The organism is Arthrobacter sp. 10T413_2 (assembly GCF_056394205.1).
This window is the reverse complement of record NZ_JBFTHK010000333.1, coordinates 1-1,671: the sequence shown is the minus strand read 5'-3', so window position 1 is coordinate 1,671 and position 1,671 is coordinate 1. Positions and strand designations below refer to the sequence as shown.

The 1,671-nt window shown below is 59.1% G+C and carries 1 protein-coding gene; it reads right to left on the bottom strand.

The features are described 5' to 3' along the window. Positions 1 to 57 precede the first annotated feature (57 nt). Positions 58 to 1,533, bottom strand: a complete 1,476-nt coding sequence (locus tag AC1DBQ_RS23215; protein WP_476930735.1) for an NCS1 family nucleobase:cation symporter-1 — start codon at positions 1,531 to 1,533, stop codon at positions 58 to 60. Between the last annotated feature and the right edge of the window lie 138 nt (positions 1,534 to 1,671).

Below are 1,671 nucleotides of genomic sequence, written 5' to 3'. Positions count from 1 at the left end.
CCACGAAAGTGGTCTCCAGCCCAACTCTAGTTAAGTAGCTTGGTGCGGTTCAGCTCGTCATTCGGCGGGCTCGAGCTGGGCTTCMGGCTCAACCTGGATTGMGGCTGGTTTCACAGCCACTCCCATGGCCAGATAGTAGCCAACGCCGGCGAGGACAAGCCCGACGGGCCATGCAAAGGCKGCCACCGCGCTGAGCACKGGGACGAGTGCCATGACGGCGGCGATGGCTGCCGTCGGGATGAAGACGGCGATGGCTTTGGGGTTGAATCCCTTCCGGAAGAAATACTCGCCCGTTTCATCCGAGCGGTAGAGGTCCCTGAGGTTGATGACTCCKCGGTTGATCAGGAAGTAGTCTGCGGCCATGATTCCGAACAGGGGGCCCAGGAAAGCCCCCAGACCGCCGAGGAAGTAGTTGACTACAACGGGATTCGAGTACAGGTTCCACGGCATGACAAGGAGCGCCAGTACGGCGCTGATGATGCCTCCGCGGCGGAAGTTGATGTGCTTGGGCCAGACATTGGCGAGGTCGTAGGCGGGGGAGACGAAGTTGAGGACGACATTCACGCCGATTGTGGCGACGATGAACATGACTGCGCCGATGATCAGGACGAAGGTATCGGGAACTTTGGCCAGGATCAGAGCAGGGTCGGTGATGGCCTTACCGAAGACGACGACAGTTCCAATTGTCATAGTGATGCTKATGGCAGCGAAGGCTGCGAAGTTTACTGGGATTCCCCAGAAATTTCCGMGGATCACGGACCGMTCCGACTTGGSAAAGCGCGTGAAGTCGCAGTAGTTCAGCAACATGGTGGCGTATGTCGCGACAAGGAGGAAGGCTCCGGTGAGTACGCCACGGACCACGTCTCCGCCAGCCAGCGGATTGATTGACAGGTCCATCGGGATGTTCCAGCCGGCCAAAGCAAGAAGCCAGACAGCCATCCCCAGCATCACAGCCCAGACGATGGGGCCGGCCCAGTCCTGGAAGCGACGGACGGCCTCCATTCCCCGGGTGATGACCAGAAGTTGCAGGATCCACAGCAGAATGAAGCAGGYCCAACCAAGGAGGGATAGCCCGAGGAAACTCTGGTTCTGCCATTGCTGGAGGTCGGGATCTATTCTCAGGAGGAGCACGACGACGGCCATGGATGCAAGATATGTCTGGATGCCGTACCAGCAGATGGCGATAACCGCGCGGATGAGGGCAGGAATGTTGGCTCCCCAGATCCCGAAGCTGATTCTGGCCATGACAGGAAAGGGTACGCCCGTCCKCTGCCCCATCTTCCCTGCCCAGTTCATGCCGAAGAACAGTATTGYGGTGCCGATCAGAATGGCCGCCAGGACCTGCCAGCCAGTGAGCCCGATGACAAACAGGCCTGCAACGAAGGTGTACGTGCCGATGTTGTGGATTGCGGACATCCATACCGCGAAAAAGCTGTATGAGGTCCATTTTCGTTCCGTGGCGGGAGCGAGGTCTTCGTTATAGAGCCGGCCCGTGGGGTCAAGCGCGGCCAATGATTTGTGATCTGCTTCCATGATGACTCCTTTGTCAAACACTTCTTGTAATCGGTGGGAAGGGTCGGGGACGGGTTCGGTCGTGATCTGGTTTCGGAGTTAGGCCCGGGTGTGGTGGTCCGCGAGTTCTGCGGGGCGGCCTGGTCCTTCGCGGAATCC